Source organism: Reyranella sp. (assembly GCF_004297265.1).
Classification (GTDB): domain Bacteria; phylum Pseudomonadota; class Alphaproteobacteria; order Reyranellales; family Reyranellaceae; genus Reyranella.
In genome coordinates this window covers 153,286-169,548 of the sequence record NZ_SCUT01000010.1, presented here as the reverse complement: position 1 = coordinate 169,548, position 16,263 = coordinate 153,286, and the positions used below count along the sequence as shown (strand labels likewise).

Sequence of the window (16,263 nt, the reverse complement as noted above, 5' to 3'; positions counted from 1 at the left end):
CTACGGCCCCTTGTCTGCCTTGATGCGCTCGATCATCGACCTCAATCGCGCGTCGGAGACGACTGTGTCGTGCAAAGGCATCAGGACCGAGGCGAAGGCCGCATGGTCGACGTCGCTGATGACCTGGATGCCCGCCGCCTCGGCCGTTCGCCGGGCCGCCGCCTCATGGTCGTCCCACAGGCGTCGATGATAGGCGACGGAATCGCGGGCGGCGGCCCGGATGATCGCCTTGTCGCCGGATGACAGCGTCTCCCAGACTTGCCGGGAAAAGAGCAGCACGCCGGGCGACCGGACATGCTGGGTCAGGCTGAAGGCCGTCGCCGCCAGATGATGCTGGGAGGCGACGAAGGTTGACCAGTTGCCGTCGCCCACGTCGACGACTCCCGCACGCATCGAGGCCTGGCCCCGGAACAACGGCATCACCACCGGCTGCGCGCCCAGCGCCCGCACCATGGGTGCCCAGTTGGAGGATTGCTGGACGCGATACTTCAGCCCGCGCAGATCGGTCGGCGTACGCATCGGCCTGATTCCATAGATCGATCTCGGACCGAGATCGTAGAAGCAGAGGCCAATGAAACCGGCACGCTCCAGCGAGGCCAGGATCTCCTCGCCGAGCGGCCCATCGAGCACCCGCTGCTCATGTGCCGTCGAACGGAAAAGGTAGGGCAGCGTGAGCACGAGGGTGGCTGGTGCCGCGCTGTTCAACGCAGCGACGTTGACCCGCGCCATGTCGAGCGTGCCGTTGCGGAGCTGACCCAGCGTGTAGCTCTCGGTCCGCGGGTCGTCGGCGCCGAGATCCGACAGGTTCAGGCGGCCGCTACTGCGTTCGCGCATCAGGTCGGCCATGTAGGCCACGGCGCGAACGGTGGGATAACCGGCGGGAAGGATGTCCGACGACGTGAAATCCCGGGCCCCGGCCGACGGTCCGAGCATCAGGCCCGCGAGCACCACTGCAAGCTTGAAGATACGCATGACTCGGGACCGCTCCTCAATTCCACTGTGTCAGAAACCGAACGGAATTGGAAAAGATTGCGCGTCCCGGCTGGATTCACGTCCTGTTTAATCGAAGCGAACTCGTTTCACGTGCCCAAGCTAGACGATCTCGACAGCAGCGAGATCACTATCTGCGCATATGAGCGAGGAGCGATTGCTCCGGTACTGCCCTGCGAGGCAACTCTATGCCCCTCGACCTGTTGTACCGGCAGATCCGAAGAAGGAGTGGGCGATGAAAACGGTGAACCGGTTCTATGACAACTACGCCCAGGCGCGCGCCGCCGTGATTGCCATCGAGAAGGCCGGCATACCCTCTTCAGATGTGAGCCTGATCGCCAACAAGCATGTCAGTGCCGGGGATGACGAGACCCAGGTGATATCGGAAACTGCCGCAGGCTCCGGCATAGGCGGCGTCGTTGGCGGCGGCGCCGGCCTGCTGGCCGGCCTTGGACTGCTGGCGATCCCCGGTCTCGGTCCAGTCGTCGCCGCAGGGTGGTTGGCGGCCACCGCCGTCGGCGCCGCCGCGGGTCTTGCCACGGGAGGTCTCATGGGGGCGCTGATCGACGCCGGCGTCGACGAGGAGCACGCCGCCATCCATTTGGAAGCGGTCCGTCGCGGCGCCACGCTCGTCGCGGTGCGCGTCCCCGACGATCAGGTCGGCCGCATCGAGGGGCTCATGTCGATTCACCGGCCTGTCGACCCGGTAGAGCGCGCCGCGGCTTGGCGAGCGGATGGCTGGACGACGTTTGACGGGCCGGCCCATCGGCCCAACGAGACCGAGATCGAACGCAGGCGTCGCGAATGGCGCGACGCGGGAATGGGCAAGCAGGTCTGACGCTGGGGTCGTTAGAGCAGCCCGCCGGCCAGCATGTCGAAGCGCGTGCGGATCTCGGCAGCGGTCGGAGGCTTGTCGGCCTCCATTTCGGGAAACTCCTTCGCGAGGTCAGCCCGATCGAACTCGTCGAGATGAAGGTCGGCGACCGAATGATCCTCGGGAAGCGCATTCAGTGCATTGTGCAGATGGAATAGATGCCAGTGCGCCGGACCGGCAATCGCTCCCGATTCGAGGTGGGCAAGCCGCTCCTTGAAGCGCTGCAGCACCCTCTTCCGTTCCTCCGACATGACCGACCTCCGTTGTCCTTCTTGCACTGATATTGTTTCAGCATAATGCGGACACCAGAGCAAAGCAGCGACAAATGACGAGACCCGATTGGACCAAACGCGGTCATCGCCCCCCGGTTGCGCTTTTTTTTCAGGAAACTTCCACCGCGGTTTTTGCGTTGATCAGGTGCAAAGAGAAGGAGCCCTTATCATGCAGAAGGTCAGCACAGCTTTGGTCATTGGCAGTCTCGCCCTGATGCCGCTGTCGGCGATGGGTCAGAACCTTGCCTCGGCCCCGAGCGCCTCGCCCATGGTCGGGTCTGATCACCTGGTGTTCATGGGAAGCAACGGCAACCGTGTGCCGGAGTCGGCGATGCAGACCGTCCGGGCCGCCGCCGACGCCGCCAGACAGTCGCCCGTCCGCATCGAAGGGCGTGCCGATTACGCAAATGCCCTGAAACAGGAGCTGGTCCGCCAGGGAGCTCCCGCGGGCGCCATCAGCGTCACGGCGCTGCCCGTGCAGCCGCTGCCCAAAGCCGGTGACGGCCTGTCCGTGCCCACCGACCGGGGCGTGATCCTGCGATTCTAGGACCGCCTCCGATACAGGAACGGCCCGCCCGGCATCCTGGGCGGGCTTTGCTTTGCCCGGACTGGCTCTGCATTGGAGGGCGGAAACGGCAAAAGGAAAGCCCGTCCTGAGGTGGTCAGGACGGGCTCCCGCAACCCCTCGGGGGAGAGGGACGGCTACAGCGAGCCGTCGAAGGCTGCAACCCAACAACGCACCGGCACACGTAGGGTTGCGAGGGGTTGCGGGCAAAAATCAATCGGCCGAAACACGTCCATCCTTATCGACGGTCAGGACCACTTCGGTCTTGCCCCTCAGCGCGCGCGCCCGCCAGGTTCCGTCTGGCCCGGCGACGATGTTCTTCACCGACTTGTAACCGTCCGCCTCGATGGCGCTCTTGGCGAAGGTCCCGCCTTCCACGTCGGCCGCCGTTGCAACCGCCGGGGTTGCAACGGAAGCGGATTCGACGGCCGGAGGCAGAGCGACCGGCGGCCTTTCCCGCATCTGCAAGGGAACCGGGGCCTGGCGGACCTCCACGCGGGGCCTGGAAGCCGTCGTATCGAGAATCGGCTTCGACGCCGAAACGTCCGAAGCGGTCGCGGCCTTGGCGGAGGATCGGAATGCCGCTCCCTCCGGCAGCGGGGCGACGACATGGGCCACGGCGACGGCGGCCAACAGCATCGAGGAAGCCAGAGCAAAAACGAGGCCTTGTTTCATGGGGGATCCGTGATGGTTTTGCGGCCCGACAACGCTGGACGGGTTGCAGGCGTTGCGAGTCGGCTGGCTGGTCAGTATCCAAGGAGTTCAAGAATCCTTTCCGGGTCCCGACATGGCGCTTCCCTCAGGCATTTCCTTCTCGTCCACGCATGCCGTCCAACTGCCGGCGCGCTTCAATGCCGCCGTGCCCTTCATCGACCGTCACCTGGCCGAGGGCCGGCGAGCCAAGGCGGCGATCCTGACTCGCGAGGAGACGGTGACCTATGCGGAGCTTGCCGAGCGCGTGAACCAGACGGGCAATACGCTGCTCGCGCTCGGGCTGAAGCCGGGCGACCGCCTGTTGATGGTGGTGAAGGACTGTCCGGCCTTCTTCTATCTCTTCTGGGGAGCCATCAAGGCAGGCATCGTGCCGGTGCCTCCCAACACGCTGCTGCGCGCTCCCGACTATGCCTACATGATCGAAGACTCGGACTGTGGGCTCGTCGTCTATTCCTCCGAGTTCACGGGGGAAATCGCGCCGGCACTGAAACAGCTCGGGACCAAGGCGCCGAAGTCGATGACGGTGGACGCCTTCCTCCCCGAAGTGGCGAAGGCGTCGCCCGTGCTCGAGGCCCGACTCGCCGCCCCCGAAGACGATTGCTTCTGGCTCTATTCGTCCGGCTCGACCGGCCGGCCCAAGGGCGCCGTCCACGCCCAGCGCGACATGGTGGTGACCAGCGAGCTTTATGGTGTGCGTGTGCTCGGCGTCACAGAGCAGGACATCTGCTACTCCGCCGCCAAGCTCTTCTTTGCCTATGGCCTCGGCAACGGCATGACCTTCCCCCTGTGGGTCGGCGGCACGGCCGTCCTCGACGATCGTCGCCCGACGCCGGAGACGACCTTCTCCAACATCGAGACCTTCAAGCCGACGATCTACTACGGTGTGCCGACGCTCTATGCCGCCCAGCTCGCCGCGCTCGAAACGAGCAGGCGCGACCTCTCCAGTCTGCGCGCCTGCGTCTCGGCGGGCGAGGCCCTGCCCGGCGACATGTTCCGCCGCTGGAGGGAGCAGACCGGGACGGTCATCCTGGACGGCATCGGCTCGACCGAGGCGCTGCACATCTTCATCGGCAACCGGCTCGACGATTTCCGGCCGGGCACCAGCGGCAAGCCGGTGCCGGGCTACGAGGTGCGCATCCTCGACGAGAACGGAGATCCCGTCCCCAGGGGCGAAAGCGGTCGCCTGTGGATCAAGGCGGAATCGGCGGCGAAGTACTATTGGAACAAACCCGACAAGACCGCCGAGACGATGGTGAACGGCTGGCTCAACACCGGCGACACCTACCGCGAGGATGCAGACGGCTATTTCATCTACGAAGGCCGCAGCGACGACATGCTCAAGGTCGGCGGCATCTGGTGCTCGCCGGTCGAGATCGAGAACTGCCTGGTGGGGCACCCCGCGATCCTCGAAGCCGCCGTGATCGGCCAGGCCGACGAGCAGGCACTGATCAAGCCCAAGGCGATCGTCGTCCTGAAGCAGCCGGGCGATGCCGGCGCCGCATTGACCGACGCGCTGATGGCCCACTGCAAGAAGACGCTCGCGCCTTACAAGTATCCGCGCTGGGTCGAGTATGTGCCGGAGCTGCCCAAGACCGCGACCGGCAAGATCCAGCGCTTCAAGCTGCGGGGCTAACCAGATGCCCCGTTTAGCGCCACTTCGGTGAACAGCCCTCCGCAAATCCGGCCATTCAGGGAAGGCGACCTCGACGCCTGCTATGCGATTTCGCTCGCCACGGGCCATGCCGGTGGCGATGCCTCGCACCTCTATCGCGATCCGAAGATCATGGGGCATATCTACATCGCGCCCTACGCGTTGCTCGAACCAGCCCTCTGCTTCGTCGCGCAGGATCGCGACGGTGTTGCGGGTTTCGTCGCGGGCGTCGTCGACACTGCGGCGTGGGAAGAGCGCCTGGATCGCGACTGGTGGCCGTCGCTGCGCCGGCAATACGCCGATCCGATCGGCGTCTCTCCTGGAGAGCAGACCGCCGACCAGCGTCGCGCCTCGATGATCCACCACCCCACCGCAACGCCTGCCGAGATCGTGACACGCTACCCAGCACACCTGCACATGAACTTGCTGCCCCGTCTGCAGCGTCGCGGCCTGGGATCGTTGCTTCTCGGAACGTGGCTCGCTGCCGCCCGGACAAGAGGCGCCCGGTCGTTTCATATCGGCGTCAATCGCATGAACACCGGCGCGATGGGCTTCTGGACCAAGCGGGGTTTCGCGCCACTGATGCTGGATCGTGTCCCCGAAAGCCGCACCTGCTGGATGGGAAATCAAGCAATCGTGTAGGCCGAGCGCCGGTCGCGCCACTTTTTCGTCCCCGCTTCGTGGAAGCATGAGGCCTGCATGGTCCTCGCGAAGAAATCCGAGACACACGGCTGGCCGATCGCGCGGCTGTTACCGGCGCTGATGGTCGGCCTGGTCTTCGTCTCCATCGTCCCGGTGATCGGCGTCGCCTGGCTGGCCGCACAGAGCAATCTCGACGCCTCCTCGCTGCAGCGCGCCGAACTGACGATCGACCTGATCGAGCGGCGGCTCGAAGCGCATCTGCGTCCGGTCCAGAGCCAGCTCACCTATCTCAGCGAGGCCATCGCGCGCGGCGAGATCGATTTCGACGACCGCGAGCAGTGGCGCATCTTCGCGCTGGGAACGCTGGCGGCCGTGCCACAGACCGTGGGCTTCGTCGTGTTGCCGACCGAGGGCGAACCAACGCGCTTCGTTCGCGCCGACCGGACCATGCGGCCGGAGCAGCGCCACAATATCCGCGACGCCGACGCGCTGCTGGCGCGGGCGCGCACCATGGACGGGCCCGGCTGGGGCGAACCCGTCTGGTCCTTCGTCGTGGGCGAGCCGATCCTGCCGATCATCGTGCCGATGCGCGTGCGCGGCGAGTTCCGCGGCGTCATCGGCGCGGCGATCGGCACGACCGACCTGTCGCGCTTCCTGAAGGAGATCGAGCTCACGGGCGAGCGTACCCCGTTCATCCTGGCCGGCCGCGATCAGGTACTGGCGCATCCCAAGCTCGCGAAGACGCTGAACGGCGAGGCCCGTGCCCAGACGCGCCTGGTTACCCTGGACGAAGTCGGCGATCCGGTGCTCGCCGCGGTCTGGGCGCCCGATCCCAATCCGCTGTCGTGGGACCGCACCGATGCCCGGATCGAAGGCCATTGGAACTGGGTCGGAGAGCGTTCCTTCGCCTGGATCCGGCGAAACGTCGAGGCCTATGCGCCGGCCGAGCTGATCGTGGGCTATCACGAGGCCGGCCGCGAATCGGCGTGGGCGCGCTGGATCGTGCGCGGCATCCTGATCGCGGGCGGCGTGCTGATGGTCCTCACCGGGATCGCCGCCATTTATCTCGGCCGGCGGCTGGCGGAGCCCATCCTGGCGCTGGCCGGAGCGGCGGGTGCCGTCGAACGCCTGGACCTCGAGAACGTGCCCGCCCTGCCCCGCAGCCGGGTCCGCGAGATCAGCCGCGCCAACCACGCCTTCGAACGCATGGCTCGCGGCCTCAAACTGTCGGCGACCTACCTGCCCCGTGCCCTGGTCGCGCGCCTGACCGCGCAGCAGGGCAGCCTGCCGGTGAACGAGGACCGCGCCGTCACCATCCTGTTCAGTGACCTCGAGGGCTACACCGCCTATTCGCGCGATCGGCCGGCCGCCGAGACGGCGGCCTATCTGAACGAACTCCTGTCGCGCATCGGCCCGGCCATCGAGTCGAGCGGCGGCACGATCGACAAGTATATCGGCGATGGGCTGATGGCCTTCTGGGGGGCGCCCGACACCGTTCCCGACCATGCCCGCATCGCCTGCCAGGGTGCACTGGCGGTCGCGAAGGAGGTCGAGACCTTCAACATCGAGCGCCGGGCGCGCGGCCTGCATGCCTGCCGCATGCGCATCGGCCTGCACACCGGCACGGTGCTGGTCGGCAACATCGGCTTCGCGGGCCGGGTCGATTACACCGCCATCGGCGAGGCGGTGAACGTCGCCTCCCGCCTTGAGCAGTTCGGGCGTCGCGCCCCGCGCGAGGGCGAAGTAACGATCGTGGCGAGCGCGAGCTGCCGCGCGGCCGCCGGCGATGGCTTCGCCTGGGCGATCCTCGACGGCGCCCCAGCCGACGTCGCCGCCGCCTCGGCCCTGCCGCTCGCCGCGCTCAGAACCACCGCGACCGTCCATTAAGCGATTGTTGGGCCCTGCATTTTCCGCTTTTATGGCGCAAAGGGAAAACAGGGAGCGACGGCTCATGAAGAACAAATTGTTTGGGAGCGCAACAATTGCGGCGGCGATGGCGTTCGGCCTGCCAGCGATGGCGCAGAGCCCGGTCAAGATCGGTTTCGTCAGCACTTTCTCCGGCCCGCAGGCCGCGATCGGCGAGGACATGCGCCGCTCGGTCGAACTGGCCAAGGAACATCTCGGCGGCAAGATGGGCGGCAAGCCCTTCGAGATCATCTATGAGGATGACCAGTTCAAGCCGGACGTCGGCAAGGCGCGCTCCGAGAAGCTCGTCCAGCAGGACAAGGTGAACTTCATCGGCGGCTACATCTGGTCGAACGTGCTGCTGGCCTCCTACAAGACCGTGGTCGACGAGGGCGACACGATCCTGGTCTCGGCCAATGCCGGCCCGTCGCAGATCGCGGGCGAGCTCTGCAACAAGAACTTCTTCTCGACCTCCTGGCAGAACGACCAGACGCCGATGGCGATGGGCGAGTATCTCAACACCAAGGGCGTGAAGAGCCTCTACCTGGTCGGCCCCAACTACGCCGCCGGCAAGGACATGCTCGCGGGCGTGAAGCGCACCTACAAGGGCAAGATCGTCAGCGAGGACTTCACCAAGTGGCCGGACCAGCTCGACTTCTCGGCCGAGATGACCAAGATCGCCGCCGCCAAGCCGGACGGCATCTTCATCTTCTATCCCGGCGCGCACGGAGTTCAGTTCGTGAAGCAGTGGGCGCAGTCGGGCCTCAACAAGACGGTGCCGCTCTACCAGGTGTTCTCGATCGATGCGATCACCCTGCCGCAGCAGGGCGACCTCGCGCTGGGCACCCTGGGCGCCCAGGAATGGGTCAACGACCTGCCGAACGAGGCCAACAAGAAGTACGTCGAGGACTTCAAGAAGAAGCACGGCGTTTATCCGTCCTACTACGGCGCGCAAAGCTACGACGCGATCATGCTGATGGCCTCGGCCGCCGAGGCGCTGAAGGGCGATCTGTCCAACAAGGACAAGGTCCGCGCCGAAATGAAGAAGGCCAACTTCAAGTCCGTCCGGGGCGACTTCAAGTTCGGCAACAACAACTTCCCGATCGAGAACTTCTACATCCAGGAAACGGTCAAGGATCCGCAGGGCATGATGACGGTGAAGACCATCGCCACCGCCGTGAAGGACGCGGTCGATCCCTTCGCTGCAAAGTGCCCGATGAAGTGAGGATCTTCGTCGAAGCAATCGACGGGAGCGCGGCGACGCGCTCCCGTTTTGTTTGAGGACCGGATGGAATACCTGCTGCTCCAGGTGCTGAACGGCGTGCAGCTCGGCTTGCTGATGTTCCTGCTCGCCGCCGGCCTGACCCTGACGCTCGGCATCATGGACCTGGTCAACCTGGCGCACGGCTCGCTCTACATGATGGGCGCCTACATCGCCTGGACCCTGATCGGCGTTACGGACTCCTTCGTGCTGGGCACGCTACTGGCGCTGGCCGCGACTTTCCTGCTGGGCGTCGCCGTCGAGATCGCGGTGATTAGACGGCTCTACACGCGCGACCATCTCACCCAGGTGCTGGCGACCTTCGGCCTGATCCTGTTCTTCAACGAGCTGGTGCGCGCGCTCTGGGGCCCCGCCGGCAAGAGCATTGCCATCCCCGGATTCCTGAACCGCACCGTCGAGATCCTGCCGGGCGTGCCCTACCCGGCCTACCGCTTCGCCATCATCGTCGTCGGCGCCGTCGTGGCGATCCTGCTGGCCTGGCTGGTGGCGCGCACGCGGCTCGGCATGCTGATCCGCGCCGGCGCCTCCAACCGGCGCATGATCGGCGCGCTGGGGGTCAACATCGAGCTGCTGTTCAGCCTGGTCTTCGGCCTGGGCGCGGTGTTCGCGGGCCTCGCCGGCCTGATGGCCGCCCCCATCGCCACGGTGCGGATCGGCATGGGCGACGACATCCTGATCCTCGCCCTGGTGATCATCGTCATCGGCGGCATCGGCTCGATCAAGGGCGCCTTCATCGCCGCCATGGTGGTGGGCCAGATCGACATCGTCGGCCGCGCCTTCCTGCCCGACATCCTCAAGACCTTCATGAGCTCCAGCGCCGCCTCGAGCGCCGCGCCCGCCATCTCTCAGGTCCTCGTCTACGTGCTGATGGCCGCCGTATTGGTGTGGCGGCCGACCGGCCTGTTCGGCCAGCGCACATGATCGCTTCGCACCCACGCCTCCCTGGAGCGCGCCACTCCAGTGGCGCATCTTTTCATGAGCGCCACTGGAGTGGCGCGCTCCGATGAGAGACCTCGTCTCCTCGCTCCTTACACCGCGCGGGATCGCGACGGCGCTGATCCTGCTGGTGCTGGCGGCCCTGCCGCTGCTCACCCAGGCCTTCGACCAGCGCTATCTCCTGTCGATCGGCACGCGCATCGTCATCTGGTCGATCGCGGCGGTCAGCCTCAACATGATCCTGGGCTATGGCGGGCTGGTGAGCTTCGGCCACGCGATGTTTTTCGGGATCGGCGGTTACGCGGTCGGCATCCTGTCGGCGGAAGGCATCTCCAGCGGCTGGATCCAGTGGCCGGTCGCCGTGCTCGCGGCCACCGCCTGGGCCGCGGTGATCGGCGCGCTGTCGCTCAGGACGCGCGGCCTCTACTTCATCATGATCACGCTCGCCTTCGCGCAGCTCGTCTACTATGTGGGCAGCGGCCTCGAAGCCTATGGCGGCGACGACGGGCTCAACATCAGCCGCAGCCGCTTCCCCGGCCTGATCGACCTGCGCGACAAGGCGAGCTTCTACTGGCTGTGCCTCGCGCTGCTCTGCGCCAGCCTGTGGTTCTGCGGCCGCTACGCCAATTCCCGCTTCGGCCTGGTGATCCGCGGCGCCAAATCCAACGAGCTGCGCATGACGGCGCTCGGCTTCCCGGTGTTCCGCTACCGGCTGGCGGCCTTCACCATCGCCGGCGCTCTGGGTGGGCTGTCGGGCGTCCTGCTCGCCAACGAAGGCGCCTACATCTCGCCCGCCATGATGTCGTGGATGAAGTCGGGCGACCTGATCGTCATCGTCGTGCTGGGCGGCATGGGCACCCTGTGCGGGCCGCTCTACGGCACCATCGCCTTCTTCGTGCTGGAGGAGGCGCTGCCACCCATCCTCAACCTCGCCCACAAGGGCTGGGGCGAATACTGGATGATCGTGTTCGGCCCGCTGCTGGTGCTGATCGCGCTCTATGCGCGCGGCGGCATCGACTCGCTTTTGGGGCGGCGTCATGACTGAGCCACTGCTCCGCACCGAGGGGCTGGTGAAGCGCTACGGCGGCCTGCTGGCGACCGACAACGTCTCGATCGACGTCCGGCCGGGCGAGATCCACGCGCTGATCGGCCCGAACGGCGCCGGCAAGACCACCCTGGTCCACCAGCTCACCGGCGTGGTCGCCCCCGATTCCGGCGCCATCCACTTCGCCGGCCGCGACGTGACCCGCCTTCCGACCCATGCGCGGGTGCGGCTGGGGCTCGGCCGCTCCTTCCAGATCACCTCGGTGCTGCGCGAGTTCACGGCGCTGGAGAACGTGGCGCTGGCCGTGCAGGGCCATGCCGGCCACTCCTTCCGCTTCCTGGCCGATGCGCGCCGCGACGAGGGCCTGCGCGGCCCCGCCCGCCGCCTGCTCGAGGAAGTCGGTCTCGGCGAGCGCGCCGGCACCCTGGCCTCGTCTCTGAGCCACGGCGAGCAGCGCCAGCTCGAGATCGCCATGGCGCTGGCCGGCGATCCGCGCCTGCTGCTGCTCGACGAGCCGATGGCCGGCATGGGCGTCGAGGAGAGTCAGCGGCTGATCGGCTTCCTGCGGGCGCTGAAGCAGAAGCACGCTATGCTGCTGATCGAGCACGACATGGATGCCGTGTTCCAGCTCGCCGACCGCATCACCGTGCTGGTCTATGGCCGTGCCATCGCCAGCGGCACGCCCGACCAGATCCGGGCGAACCCGGACGTGCGCCAAGCCTATCTCGGCGAGGAGATGGCCTGATGCTGAAGGTCCGCGACCTCGACGCCTTCTACGGTCCCAGCCAGGCGCTGTTCGGCATGGAACTCGCCATCGAGGCCGGCCAGGTCGTGACCCTGATGGGCCGCAATGGCATGGGCAAGACCACGACCGTGCACACGATCATGGGCCTGATGCCGGCGCGCCGCGGCACGGTCGAGTTCGAGGGCGCCAGGGTCGATGGAATGCCCGCCTTCCGCATCGCCCGGCTCGGACTCGGGCTGGTGCCGGAGGGGCGCCAGATCTTTCCCAACCTCTCGGTGCGCGAGAACCTTCTGGCCGCCAGCGCCAACCGCACCGCGCGGCCGAGCCCGTGGACCACCGCGCGGGTCTTCGAGTTCTTTCCGCGGCTGGCCGAGCGCCAGCGCAACATGGGCAACCAGCTTTCCGGCGGCGAGCAGCAGATGCTGGCGATCGGACGCGCCCTGATGACCAACCCCAAGCTTCTGATCCTCGACGAGGCGACCGAGGGGCTGGCGCCGCTGATCCGTCAGGAAATCTGGTCCTGCCTCGGCCGGCTGAAGACCGAGGGCCAGGCGATCCTGGTCATCGACAAGAACGTGTCGGCCCTCATCCCGCTGGCCGACCGCCACCACATCGTCGAGAAAGGCCGCGTCGTCTGGGCCGGCTCGTCCCAGGCCCTGGCCGAGGACAAGGAACTTCAGCACAGGTATCTTGGCGTCTGATCCAGTGGAGTTGCCGATGCGTCTGTTTGCCGTTGCCTCGTTGCTCTTTCTCGCCGCTGTCGCGCCCGTCGCCGCGCAGGGATCGGTCAACGTCTACAACTGGTCGGACTACATCGCCGAGGACCAGCTCAAGGACTTCGCCAGGGATACCGGCATCAAGGTCAACTACACGACCTACGACAGCAACGAAATCCTCGACGCCAAGCTGCGCACCGGCAAGTCGGGCTACGACATCGTCGTTCCGACGGCCTCGCCCTTCTTCGTGCGGCAACTCCAGGCCAACATCTTCCTGCCTCTCGACAAGGCGAAGCTGAAGAACTGGAAAAATCTCGATCCCGAGATCATGACGGCGCTGGCCAAGTACGATCCGAACAACGCCCATGGCGTGCCGTGGATGTGGGGCACGACAGGCATCGGCTACAACGTCGCCGAGATCAGGAAGCGCCTGCCTGATGCGCCGGTCGATTCGCTGCGCATGATCTTCGATCCGGCGGTCGTCTCGAAGTTCCAGGATTGCGGCGTCATGCTGCTCGACAGCGCCACCGACGTGCTGCCGGCCGCGCTCAAGTATCTCGGCCTCGATCCGGACTCGAAGAGGCCGGAGGATCTCGCCAGGGCCGCCGACGTGGTGAAGGCGGTGCGGCCCTACATCCGCAAGTTCCATTCTTCCGAATACATCAACGCGCTGGCCGGTGGGAACATCTGCCTGGCCTTTGGCTTTTCCGGCGACATCTTCCAGGCGCGCGACCGCGGCGCCAAGGCCGCCAGCAAGGTCGACATCGAATACGCGATCCCGAAGGAGGGGTCGCTGCTCTGGATCGACGTCGTGGCGATCCCGAAGGACGCGCCCAACCAGGCCAATGCCTACCGCTTCCTCGACTTCATGCTGGAAGCCAAGGTCGCCGCCGCGTCGAGCGAACTCACCGGCTACGCCAACGGCAACAAGGCCGCCTTCGCGCTGCTGCCCAAGGACATCTCCGAGAATCCGCTGATCTATCCGCCGGCCGACGTGCGCGCGAAGTTCTACACCATCACCGCCGGCACTGCCGAACAGGTGCGCGAGCGCACGCGACTGTGGACCTCGGTGAAGACGGGCCGTTGAATTGAATTCAGGGCCAATCGTCCGCATCGAGGGACTGACCCGACGCTTCGGACCGATCGTCGCCGTCGATCGTGTCGATCTCGAGATCGCCCGCGGCGAGCTGTTCGCGCTGCTGGGCGGCTCGGGCTGTGGCAAGACCACCCTGCTGCGCATGTTGGCGGGGTTCGAGACACCCGACGAGGGCCGGCTGTTCATCGACGGACAGGACATGACCGACGTGCCGCCCTACCGGCGGCCGGTGAACATGATGTTCCAGTCCTACGCCCTCTTCCCGCACATGGATGTGGCGGCCAATGTGGGCTACGGGCTGCGCCGCGATGGGGTGAAGGCGGCCGAGATCGCCGAGCGGGTCGCCGAGATCCTGACGCTCGTGCACCTGCAGGACCATGCCAAACGCAAGCCGTCGCAGCTCTCCGGCGGCCAGCGCCAACGGGTGGCGTTGGCACGCGCGCTGGTGAAACGGCCGAAGCTCCTGTTGCTCGACGAGCCATTGGCCGCCCTCGACCGCAAGCTGCGCGAGGGCACGCGTTTCGAGATGGTGCGCCTGCAGGAGCAGCTCGGCCTCACCTTCGTCATGGTGACGCACGACCAGGAGGAGGCCATGTCGATGGCGACGCGACTCGCCGTGATGAACGCGGGCCGAATCGCCCAAATCGGCACGCCGCACGAGGTCTACGAGCATCCGGTCTCGCGCTTTGTGGCCGACTTCATCGGCATCGCCAACATCATCGCCCGCGACGGCGGCGGCTGGATGGCGCTGCGACCCGAGAAGATCGCGCTCTCTGCCGAACGGCCCGGCCTGCCCAGGACCATCGCCGGTCGGATCGTCGACGTCGCCTACGAGGGCGACCGCTCGCTCTATCATGTCGAGACCGACGCCCACGGCACGATGACCGTGTCGACGACCAACACCAGCCGCAGCGCCGGCGCCGCTTTCGCACGAGGACAGCCGGTCTGGCTGGGCTGGGCGGACGAATCCGGCCAGAGGCTGGAGGCCTAGAGCGTTCATGGGCGAGATTGAATTGAACCGAGCATTCCAACACCGACCTCACCCTGAGGAGCATCGCGCAGCGATGCGTCTCGAAGGGTGGGAACGCGCACCTTGCCTGTTGCCCATCCTTCGAGACGCGCCGCTTCACGACGCTCCTCAGGATGAGGTAAGTGGGTCAATGTAAAAATGGAAGGACTCTAGACGGTGCGGTTCGTCATCGGCCTGCCGTTCCTGTGGCTCGGGATCTTCTTCCTGCTCCCCTGCCTGCTGGTGCTGGCCATCTCGCTGGGAACCTATGCGCCCGATTCGGTGCCGCCGGTCGAGCTGGGACTGAGCATTAAGAGCTTCGCGCTCCTCTTCTCCGACGGCCTCTATCTGGCGGCCTGGCTCTCCTCACTCAGGATCGCCGCGACCTCGACCCTGGTGGCGCTGCTGCTGGGCTATCCCATGGCCTATGCCATCGCGCGCACCGCGCCCAACCGGCGCCCGTTGCTGCTGATGCTGGTCGTGCTGCCCTTCTGGACCTCGTTCCTGATCCGCATCTACGCCTGGATGGGCCTGCTGGCCGACAACGGCCTGATCGACCAGTTCCTGCGCTGGAGCGGCCTCGTGTCCAATCCCGGCACGATCCTCGGCACCGAGTGGGCGGTACATCTCGGCATCGTCTACGCCTACCTGCCCTTCATGGTCCTGCCGCTCTATGCCACCCTCGAGAAGCTGGACGACAGCCTGCTCGAAGCGGCGGCCGATCTCGGTGCGAAGCCGCTGGCCGCCTTCTTCACCGTCACGCTGCCCTTGTCGCTGCCCGGCATCGTCGCGGGTTGCCTGCTGGTGTTCATCCCGGCGGTCGGCGAGTTCGTGATCCCCGACCTGCTGGGCGGCACCGAGACGCTGATGATCGGCAAGGTCCTGTGGGACGAGTTCTTCACCAACGGCGACTGGCCGCTCGCCTCCGCGGTCGCGGTCTGTCTGCTGGTGCTGCTGGTCGGCCCGATCGCGATCTTCCAGCGCAACCAGGCGCGCAGCCTGGAGAAGCGCACATGAGGCTGGGCACATGACCGGCCGCGCCCGCCTCGCTTTCGGCGTGCTGGCTTTCGGCTATGCCTTCCTCTACCTGCCGATCGCGCTGGTGATCATCTATTCGTTCAACGAATCGCGCCTCGTCACCGTCTGGTCGGGCTTCTCCCTGAAATGGTGGCACGCCCTGTTCGCCAACGAGGCGATGCTGGAGGCCGCCTGGCTGTCGCTGCGCATCGCGCTGGTGAGCGCGACCGGCGCGGCGCTGCTTGGCCTCGCGGCCGGCTATGCGCTGGCGCGCGCACCTCGCTTCCCCGGACGCACGCTGTTCGGCAGCCTCGTGGTGGCCCCCATGGTCATGCCGGAAGTCGTCATGGGCATCTCGATGCTGCTGCTGTTCGTCGGCTCCGAAAGACTGTTCGGCGGCCCGGACCGCGGCTTCCTCACCATCGTCGTCGCCCACACGACCTTTTCGATCGCCTTCGTGGCCATCGTCGTACAGGCCCGCCTCACCGACTTCGACCGCGCGCTGGAGGAGGCGGCGATGGACCTCGGCGCCACCCCTTGGGTGACGTTCCGCACCGTCACCCTGCCGCTGATCGCGCCAGCCGTCGGCTCGGGCTGGCTGCTCGCCTTCACATTATCGTTGGATGATCTGATCCTGACTCAGTTCGTCGCCGGGGCGCAGTCGCAGACCCTGCCGATGCGCGTCTATTCCAGCGTCCGGCTGGGCGTCGACCCGCAGATCAACGTGCTCGCGACCATCGTCGTCACGGTCGCGGCCTGTGCATTGATCCTGTCCGGCTGGCTGACGCGCCGGAAAGTTTGAGC

17 protein-coding genes are annotated in these 16,263 nt (G+C 66.3%); 14 read left to right on the top strand and 3 right to left on the bottom strand.

The annotated features are described in order from the left end of the window. Window positions 1-972 carry a TRAP transporter substrate-binding protein DctP gene (gene dctP / locus EPO41_RS04550; RefSeq protein ID WP_296321061.1) on the bottom strand — a complete coding sequence of 324 codons (972 nt, stop codon included), beginning with the start codon at window positions 970-972 and terminating at the stop codon, window positions 1-3. Between the two features lie 253 nt (window positions 973-1,225). Between dctP and EPO41_RS04545 the strand changes: the two genes are divergently transcribed. Continuing rightward, window positions 1,226-1,828, top strand: coding sequence for a hypothetical protein (locus tag EPO41_RS04545; RefSeq protein WP_296321059.1), 603 nt, complete (start codon window positions 1,226-1,228; stop codon window positions 1,826-1,828). 11 nt (window positions 1,829-1,839) lie between these two features. Here the strand turns inward: EPO41_RS04545 and EPO41_RS04540 are convergent, their stop codons facing one another. Next, window positions 1,840-2,115, bottom strand: coding sequence for a hypothetical protein (locus EPO41_RS04540; RefSeq protein WP_296321057.1), 276 nt, complete (start codon window positions 2,113-2,115; stop codon window positions 1,840-1,842). Between the two features lie 190 nt (window positions 2,116-2,305). Here EPO41_RS04540 and EPO41_RS04535 point away from each other — a divergent pair, with 190 nt between their 5' ends. Then, a complete protein-coding gene (locus EPO41_RS04535) occupies window positions 2,306-2,683 on the top strand; it encodes a hypothetical protein (RefSeq protein ID WP_296321054.1) in 378 nt (125 codons plus the stop codon). Between the two features lie 231 nt (window positions 2,684-2,914). On the opposite strand, the gene EPO41_RS04530 is transcribed toward EPO41_RS04535, so the two are convergent. Continuing rightward, window positions 2,915-3,340 carry a hypothetical protein gene (locus EPO41_RS04530; protein WP_296321051.1) on the bottom strand — a complete coding sequence of 142 codons (426 nt, stop codon included), beginning with the start codon at window positions 3,338-3,340 and terminating at the stop codon, window positions 2,915-2,917. Window positions 3,341-3,488: 148 nt separating this feature from the next. On the opposite strand from EPO41_RS04530, the gene EPO41_RS04525 reads away from it, so the two are divergent. The 12 genes from EPO41_RS04525 (at window position 3,489) to EPO41_RS04470 (ending at window position 16,261) form a co-directional block, all read left to right on the top strand. Continuing rightward, window positions 3,489-5,048 carry a benzoate-CoA ligase family protein gene (locus EPO41_RS04525; RefSeq protein ID WP_296321048.1) on the top strand — a complete coding sequence of 520 codons (1,560 nt, stop codon included), beginning with the start codon at window positions 3,489-3,491 and terminating at the stop codon, window positions 5,046-5,048. A 27-nt stretch (window positions 5,049-5,075) separates the two neighbouring features. Next, a complete protein-coding gene (locus EPO41_RS04520) occupies window positions 5,076-5,708 on the top strand; it encodes a GNAT family N-acetyltransferase (protein WP_296321046.1) in 633 nt (210 codons plus the stop codon). A 57-nt stretch (window positions 5,709-5,765) separates the two neighbouring features. Further along, window positions 5,766-7,595 (top strand): adenylate/guanylate cyclase domain-containing protein, encoded by a 1,830-nt coding sequence (locus EPO41_RS04515; protein ID WP_296321042.1) that lies wholly within the window; start codon window positions 5,766-5,768, stop codon window positions 7,593-7,595. Window positions 7,596-7,701: 106 nt separating this feature from the next. Further along, entirely contained in the window at window positions 7,702-8,838 is a 1,137-nt protein-coding gene (locus tag EPO41_RS04510; RefSeq protein WP_296321176.1) for an ABC transporter substrate-binding protein, read from the top strand. 63 nt (window positions 8,839-8,901) lie between these two features. Further along, on the top strand, window positions 8,902-9,816 hold the full coding sequence (locus EPO41_RS04505; protein ID WP_296321039.1) for a branched-chain amino acid ABC transporter permease: 915 nt from the start codon (window positions 8,902-8,904) through the stop codon (window positions 9,814-9,816). 82 nt (window positions 9,817-9,898) lie between these two features. Continuing rightward, window positions 9,899-10,876, top strand: a complete 978-nt coding sequence (locus EPO41_RS04500) for a branched-chain amino acid ABC transporter permease (protein WP_296321036.1) — start codon at window positions 9,899-9,901, stop codon at window positions 10,874-10,876. Continuing rightward, window positions 10,869-11,621: an ABC transporter ATP-binding protein gene (locus EPO41_RS04495; protein ID WP_296321033.1), complete on the top strand. Its 753-nt coding sequence runs from the start codon at window positions 10,869-10,871 to the stop codon at window positions 11,619-11,621. The genes EPO41_RS04500 and EPO41_RS04495 overlap by 8 nt, the downstream gene beginning before the upstream one ends. Next, window positions 11,621-12,322: an ABC transporter ATP-binding protein gene (locus tag EPO41_RS04490; protein ID WP_296321030.1), complete on the top strand. Its 702-nt coding sequence runs from the start codon at window positions 11,621-11,623 to the stop codon at window positions 12,320-12,322. Before EPO41_RS04495 ends, EPO41_RS04490 begins: the two co-directional genes overlap by 1 nt. A 16-nt stretch (window positions 12,323-12,338) precedes the next feature. After that, window positions 12,339-13,424, top strand: a complete 1,086-nt coding sequence (locus tag EPO41_RS04485; RefSeq protein WP_296321028.1) for a polyamine ABC transporter substrate-binding protein — start codon at window positions 12,339-12,341, stop codon at window positions 13,422-13,424. Window position 13,425: 1 nt separating this feature from the next. Then, the gene (locus EPO41_RS04480) at window positions 13,426-14,424 is read left to right on the top strand and encodes an ABC transporter ATP-binding protein (protein WP_296321026.1); all 999 of its coding nucleotides are present in this window, start codon (window positions 13,426-13,428) and stop codon (window positions 14,422-14,424) included. A 195-nt stretch (window positions 14,425-14,619) separates the two neighbouring features. Continuing rightward, a complete protein-coding gene (locus EPO41_RS04475) occupies window positions 14,620-15,459 on the top strand; it encodes an ABC transporter permease subunit (RefSeq protein WP_296321023.1) in 840 nt (279 codons plus the stop codon). A gap of 10 nt (window positions 15,460-15,469) precedes the next feature. Next, the gene (locus EPO41_RS04470; RefSeq protein ID WP_296321020.1) at window positions 15,470-16,261 is read left to right on the top strand and encodes an ABC transporter permease subunit; all 792 of its coding nucleotides are present in this window, start codon (window positions 15,470-15,472) and stop codon (window positions 16,259-16,261) included. Window positions 16,262-16,263 lie beyond the last annotated feature (2 nt).

Excerpts from the sequence above, each read along its gene's own strand:
- dctP (WP_296321061.1), bottom strand. The coding sequence starts at position 972 with ATGCGTATCTTCAAGCTTGCAGTGGTGCTCGCGGGCCTGATGCTCGGA.
- EPO41_RS04545 (WP_296321059.1), top strand. The coding sequence starts at position 1,226 with ATGAAAACGGTGAACCGGTTCTATGACAACTACGCCCAGGCGCGCGCC.
- EPO41_RS04540 (WP_296321057.1), bottom strand. The coding sequence starts at position 2,115 with ATGTCGGAGGAACGGAAGAGGGTGCTGCAGCGCTTCAAGGAGCGGCTT.
- EPO41_RS04535 (WP_296321054.1), top strand. The coding sequence starts at position 2,306 with ATGCAGAAGGTCAGCACAGCTTTGGTCATTGGCAGTCTCGCCCTGATG.
- EPO41_RS04530 (WP_296321051.1), bottom strand. The coding sequence starts at position 3,340 with ATGCTGTTGGCCGCCGTCGCCGTGGCCCATGTCGTCGCCCCGCTGCCG.
- EPO41_RS04525 (WP_296321048.1), top strand. The coding sequence starts at position 3,489 with ATGGCGCTTCCCTCAGGCATTTCCTTCTCGTCCACGCATGCCGTCCAA.
- EPO41_RS04515 (WP_296321042.1), top strand. The coding sequence starts at position 5,766 with ATGGTCCTCGCGAAGAAATCCGAGACACACGGCTGGCCGATCGCGCGG.
- EPO41_RS04510 (WP_296321176.1), top strand. The coding sequence starts at position 7,702 with ATGGCGTTCGGCCTGCCAGCGATGGCGCAGAGCCCGGTCAAGATCGGT.
- EPO41_RS04505 (WP_296321039.1), top strand. The coding sequence starts at position 8,902 with ATGGAATACCTGCTGCTCCAGGTGCTGAACGGCGTGCAGCTCGGCTTG.
- EPO41_RS04500 (WP_296321036.1), top strand. The coding sequence starts at position 9,899 with ATGAGAGACCTCGTCTCCTCGCTCCTTACACCGCGCGGGATCGCGACG.
- EPO41_RS04495 (WP_296321033.1), top strand. The coding sequence starts at position 10,869 with ATGACTGAGCCACTGCTCCGCACCGAGGGGCTGGTGAAGCGCTACGGC.
- EPO41_RS04490 (WP_296321030.1), top strand. The coding sequence starts at position 11,621 with ATGCTGAAGGTCCGCGACCTCGACGCCTTCTACGGTCCCAGCCAGGCG.
- EPO41_RS04485 (WP_296321028.1), top strand. The coding sequence starts at position 12,339 with ATGCGTCTGTTTGCCGTTGCCTCGTTGCTCTTTCTCGCCGCTGTCGCG.
- EPO41_RS04470 (WP_296321020.1), top strand. The coding sequence starts at position 15,470 with ATGACCGGCCGCGCCCGCCTCGCTTTCGGCGTGCTGGCTTTCGGCTAT.